At 71.7% G+C, this 5,416-nt stretch carries 4 protein-coding genes; 2 read left to right on the top strand and 2 right to left on the bottom strand.

Annotation, left to right across the window (positions count from 1 at the left end; genetic code table 11):
• Window positions 1-117: 117 nt before the first annotated feature.
• Window positions 118-1,593, bottom strand: a complete 1,476-nt coding sequence (locus tag ACFWBT_RS41500) for a hypothetical protein (protein ID WP_385709578.1) — start codon at window positions 1,591-1,593, stop codon at window positions 118-120.
• A 447-nt stretch (window positions 1,594-2,040) separates the two neighbouring features.
• On the opposite strand from ACFWBT_RS41500, the gene ACFWBT_RS41495 reads away from it, so the two are divergent.
• On the top strand, window positions 2,041-2,703 hold the full coding sequence (locus ACFWBT_RS41495; RefSeq protein WP_385709576.1) for a bifunctional DNA primase/polymerase: 663 nt from the start codon (window positions 2,041-2,043) through the stop codon (window positions 2,701-2,703).
• 168 nt (window positions 2,704-2,871) lie between these two features.
• Here the strand turns inward: ACFWBT_RS41495 and ftsY are convergent, their stop codons facing one another.
• Window positions 2,872-4,071, bottom strand: coding sequence for a signal recognition particle-docking protein FtsY (ftsY, locus tag ACFWBT_RS41490; RefSeq protein WP_385709573.1), 1,200 nt, complete (start codon window positions 4,069-4,071; stop codon window positions 2,872-2,874).
• Between the two features lie 352 nt (window positions 4,072-4,423).
• Between ftsY and ACFWBT_RS41485 the strand changes: the two genes are divergently transcribed.
• Window positions 4,424-5,416, top strand: a 993-nt coding sequence (locus tag ACFWBT_RS41485) for an LLM class flavin-dependent oxidoreductase (protein WP_385709570.1), incomplete at its 3' end; no start/stop codon positions are given.

The following is a 5,416-nucleotide window of genomic DNA, read 5'->3' as shown; positions in this document are numbered from 1 at the left end:
ACCGCCCCGGGCGGCGGGGGGTCGCCCGTGCACGTGGCTGGGGGGCGCGGGGGGGGGCTGTGCGGGCCCCCCGGCCGCGCCCGGGGCATGGGGCGGGGCCGCCTTCGCGGCCCCGGGTCAGACCGCTTCCGCGGTCTCGGGCAGGTCGACGGCCAGCTGGTCGGTGAGGTCGATGACCTCGGCGAGGTCCCCGAAATCACGGACGGCGGTGTCGACGGTCTTTCGGATACGAGTGTTGACGCGCTCCGAGCGCACCTTCTTGCCGATCCTCAGCGCTTCCCTGGCCAGGACCGCGCTCCGCTCGGGCTCACGCTGCAACAGGTGCACGGTGGCCATGCCGATGAGGTTGAGTGCGTACGAACGCTGGTGCTCGGGGTCCTTGCCGAAACGGTCGACGGCCTCCTGCATCAGGGGCTCGGCCATGGAGGCGTACGTGGGGCTGCGGCCGGCGACATAGGCGAGGTCACGGTAGGAGTGCGAGTTCTCGCCGTACAGCTCGGCCTTGGAGAAGAAGCGGATCCAGTCAGGGTCCGGGTCGTCCCACTCGTGCACGTCGGCGAAGGTGTCCTCGGCCATCCGGACGGCCCGCTTGCACTTTCCGGGCTGGCCCATGTTGGCGTAGGCGCGGGCCTCCATCGCATACAGCATCGACTGGGTGCGCGGGCTCGCGCAGTCACGGCTGCCGTACTGCGCGAGATGGATCAGTTCCAACGCGTCGTCGGGCCGCCCGAGATGAATCATCTGGCGGCTCATGCTGGACAGGATGTACGAGCCGAGCGGCTTGTCGCCGGCCTCCTTCGAGGCGTGCAGGGCGAGCACGAAGTACTTCTGCGCGGTGGGCTGGAGGCCCACGTCATAGCTCATCCAGCCTGCCAGCTCGGCCAGTTCGGCGGCGACCTTGAACAGGAGCTTGCTGGTGGCGGCGGGCTGCGGCTCCTGGAGCAGGTCCGTCACCTCGTGCAGCTGGCCGACGACCGCCTTGCGGCGCAGTCCGCCGCCGCACTGGGCGTCCCACTGACGGAACATCGCGGTGGTGGACTCCAGGAGGTCCAGCTCCGGCCTGGAGAGCCGGCCGCCGCGGCGCGCCGAGGCCGGGGATTCGGGCTCCTCCTGTGGCGCCAGGGGCGCGGGGACGAGCCAGCGTTGCATGGGCTCGACGAGGGCGGGACCCGCGGCGAGGGCCAGCGAGCTGCCGAGGAAGCCGCGCCGCGCCAGCATCAGGTCGCTGCGCGAGTATTCACTGATCAGCGCGACGGTCTGGGGGCCCGTCCACGGCAGGTCGATACCCGACACGGAGGGTGCCTGGTGAGCGGCGCGCAGACCGAGGTCCTCCACGGCGACGACACAGCCGAACCGCTCGGAGAACAGCTCGGACAGGATCCGCGGGATCGGCTCGCGCGGGTTCTCGCCGTCCAGCCAGCGGCGCACCCGCGAGGTGTCCGTGGAAATGTGGTTGGCCCCCAACTGGCGGGCCCGGCGGTTCACTTGGCGCGCGAGTTCACCCTTCGACCAGCCGCTGCGCACGAACCACGAGCCGAGCAGCTCGTTGGGGCGCTTGTCAGCGTTCGTCCCGCCTCCGCCGTTGCCGCCCACTGGAACGCCCCCACTCTCTGAGACCACTTGCCGCCGCTCTGCGCCAAGCCCTATCAGAATGCCGGTAAATACGGCCGCGCGTCCGGCAGTTCCCACCCTTCGAACGGTAAGCCGACTTGCCCTTGGCATACCCACGAGTACATACATCCCCAGGACTCGTGCACTCAAAGTAATCCTACGATCACGCGTCCAGCCATGGCGATCCAGGAAACGCCACCATTCGCCACCCCTTCGAATGAACTCCGGTCGCCCTGCTCGCGATTGACTTGACACAGGAGGGCCGGTGATGGGCGGAACGGTGTACGCCGGGGCGCACGGAGCCGAGCGCACCACCCGTTGCACCACAAGGCGCCGCCTGGATCGCGCGAAACCGGGCAGTCAGGAACAGAGGGTGACGATCCGGTTTCGTCACGTAACCACCGGCGCATCGGACCCGTTGGAGGGGGCATGGGCTTCACGATCGGCAGCAGTCGGGCGATGCGCGACATCCGGACCGGCACTCGTCGCCGCGGCCGCTCGTCGGAGAGCACAGCCGTCGCGGAATTCACCGGACTCTGGGGATGGGACGTGGTCCCGGGCGCCAGAGCCGCCGCCGGGGTGTGCTCGTGCGGCAGGGGCGACTGCGCGGCACCGGGTGCGCACCCCCTGGGCTTCGCCCCGACGATCCCGGCCGGCGCGACGCTGAACGAGGCGACCGGCATCTGGTCCGAGTTCCCCGGCGCCGCGGTGATGCTGCCGGTCGGCCGGGCGTTCGACGTGATCGAGGTCGCCGAGCCCGCCGGGCGCCGCGCGCTGGTCCGCCTGGAGCGCATGGGCCTCCCCCTCGGTCCGGTCACGGCCACCGCCGACGGCCGCGCCCACTTCTTCGTCTCCCCCGGGTCCGCCGCCGAACTTCCCGAGCTGCTCTACCGGATGGGCTGGGACGACCCGTCCCTCGACCTGCACGGCCTGGGTCCCGGGTCGTTCATCACCGCCCCGCCCTCCGACCGCGCGGGACTCGGCCCGGTCCGATGGCTGCGCTCCCCGGCCCTCGACTCCGCGACGAAGCCGCCGCCGGCCCGGCTGCTGCTGGGCACGCTCGCCTACGTGGCCCACCGTTCACGGGCCTGAACCGCGCCGCACCGGTCCGTCCGTCCATCCGTCACCCCGCCCATCGCCTCACGGGGCCGACGGCGTCGACGCCGCCAACGCCACGAACGCCGCATGAAGAAGCGCCCGTCCCCGACTGTGTCGTGGGGACGGGCGCTTCTTCGGGCACCTACGCGTTCACGCGGGTGGTCAGTCTCCGATAAGGGCGTCAACGAACGCCTCCGGCTCGAACGGCGCCAGGTCGTCCGCGCCCTCGCCGAGCCCCACCAGCTTGACCGGGACGCCCAGCTCGCGCTGCACCGCGATGACGATGCCGCCCTTCGCGGTGCCGTCGAGCTTGGTCAGCACGATGCCGGTGATCTCCACGACCTCCGCGAACACGCGCGCCTGGACCAGACCGTTCTGGCCGGTGGTCGCGTCGAGGACGAGCAGCACCTCGTCGAGCGGCGCGTGCTTCTCGACGACGCGCTTGACCTTGCCGAGCTCGTCCATGAGGCCGGTCTTGGTGTGGAGCCGGCCGGCGGTGTCGATGAGGACGACGTCCGCGCCCTCCTCGATGCCCTCCTTGACCGCGTCGAACGCGATCGAGGCGGGGTCGCCGCCCTCGGGGCCACGGACGGTACGGGCACCCACGCGCTCGCCCCAGGTCTGGAGCTGGTCGGCGGCGGCGGCGCGGAAGGTGTCGGCCGCGCCCAGCACGACGTTCTTGCCGTCGGCGACGAGCACGCGCGCGAGCTTGCCGGTGGTGGTGGTCTTGCCGGTGCCGTTGACGCCGACGACCATCACGATGCCCGGGGTGTCGAGGTTCGAGTCGGTCTTGACCTCGCGGTCGAACTCCGGGACGAGCAGCACGAGCAGCTCTTCGCGCAGCAGACCGCGCAGCTCGTCCGGCGTCCGTGTGCCGAGCACCTTCACGCGCTCGCGCAGCCGCTCGACCAGCTCCTGGGTGGGCTGCACGCCGACGTCGGCGACGAGCAGCGTGTCCTCGATCTCCTCCCAGGTGTCGTCGTCGAGGTGCTCGCGCGAGAGCAGCGTGAGCAGCCCCTTGCCGAGCGCGTTCTGCGAGCGGGAGAGCCGGGTGCGCAGGCGCACCAGGCGGCCCGCGGTCGGTTCCGGGATCTCGATCGCGGGGGCGGCCGGCTCCTCGACGACGACCGGCGTGGCGGCCGAGCGGTCGGGAAGATCCACCTCCTCGATCGTGCGGCGTGGTTCGTCGCGCGGCGTCTCGGCCTCGTCGCCGACGTGCGGTTCGGCCGGAGGGGCGGTGATGTCGGGGGCGGCCGGGGGCGGCGGGGGCAGCTGCTTCCGCTTGCGACTGCCGACGACGAGCCCACCGAGCGCGCCGATCACCACCACGGCGATGACTACAGCAAGGATGATGGTTTCCATAACCCGTCCAGTATGCGTGACCTCGCGTCCGGCCCGCCGTTGGCCGGGCGGGGGCCGCGTGCCCCGCGGGCCGGTCCGGTCCGCCGCCCGGCCACGCGTCCGCGGGAAGCTTCGCGGGCGCAGTCACCACGCTCCCCGGTGCCGCTCGAGCACAAGGGGTGCGTGGCGGTGCGCGCAGCGTACGCGGGGCGCACAGGCCCATACCGTCGGCCGTGACGCGCTCTCGCCGCCACATGGTGCCGCCCGGGCCCGCCGTGGCACCCATGGCACGGCCCGCGAAAGGTTCCGCGACTCTGGATGTCTGACGCACCGTCAGCTACCGTCCCCCTCCACACACGAAGGGGGGCTCCCCATGCCCGTAACGGTCGTGCGCTTCAACCTCGTCGAACCCGACGCCACCCCCGCCTCGCTGAGCGCCCGCTACAAGGCGGCCGTCGAGATGGCCACGTACGCCGACGACCGCGGGATCACCACCGTGCAGACCGAGGAGCACCACGGCGTCGCCAACAACTGGCTGCCCTCGCCGTTCGCGTTCGCGGGCGCGGTCTTCGGGGCGACCCGGCATATCGCGGTCACCGTCTCGGCGGTCATCGGCCCGCTGCACGACCCGCTGCGTCTCGCCGAGGACATCGCCGTACTCGATCTGCTCAGCGGCGGACGACTGGTGACCGTGGCCGGCATCGGCTACCGGCCCGAGGAGTACGCGCTGTTCGACGTGGACTGGAAGCGGCGCGGCAAACTTCAGGACGAGCTCCTGGAGACGGTGCTGAAGGCGTGGACCGGCGAGGAGTTCACGTATCGGGGCCGCACGGTACGGGTCACCCCGCGTCCGTTCTCGGATCCGCACCCCCTGCTGCTGGTGGGCGGCTCCTCCCGGGCCGCGGCCAGGCGCGCCGCCCGGCTCGGGCTGCCGTTCTTCCCGAGCGCGCACCTGCCCGAGCTGGAGGCCTACTACAAGGAGCGGCTCATCGAGTACGGCACCGAGGGCTGGACGATGATGCCCGGCGCCGAGACGCCGTTGCTGCACATCGCGGAGGACCCGGACCGGGCCTGGGCCGCGTACGGTTCCCACTTCCTGCACGAGGCGCGGACGTACGCGTCCTGGCAGTCGGGGGAGATCCGCTCGGCGGTGAAGTCGGCGGCCACGACCGTCGAGGAGCTGCGCGCCGAGGGCGTCTACCGCATCCTCACGCCCGACCAGTGCGTGGCGCAGGGCCTCGACAACCTCGTCCTGCATCCGCTGTCCGGCGGGATGCCCGTCGACGAGGGCTGGCGCAGTCTGCAGCTGTTCTGCGAAAGCGTGCTGCCCCGGCTCGACCGACCTCACGGTCCGAGCCGGGGCAGC

Origin of the sequence: Streptomyces sp. NPDC060027 (assembly GCF_042737005.1) — a bacterium.
Classification (GTDB): Bacteria; Actinomycetota; Actinomycetes; order Streptomycetales; family Streptomycetaceae; genus Streptomyces.
The sequence above is the reverse complement of the archived record's forward strand: the minus strand, read 5'-3'. Positions and strand labels throughout refer to the sequence as shown.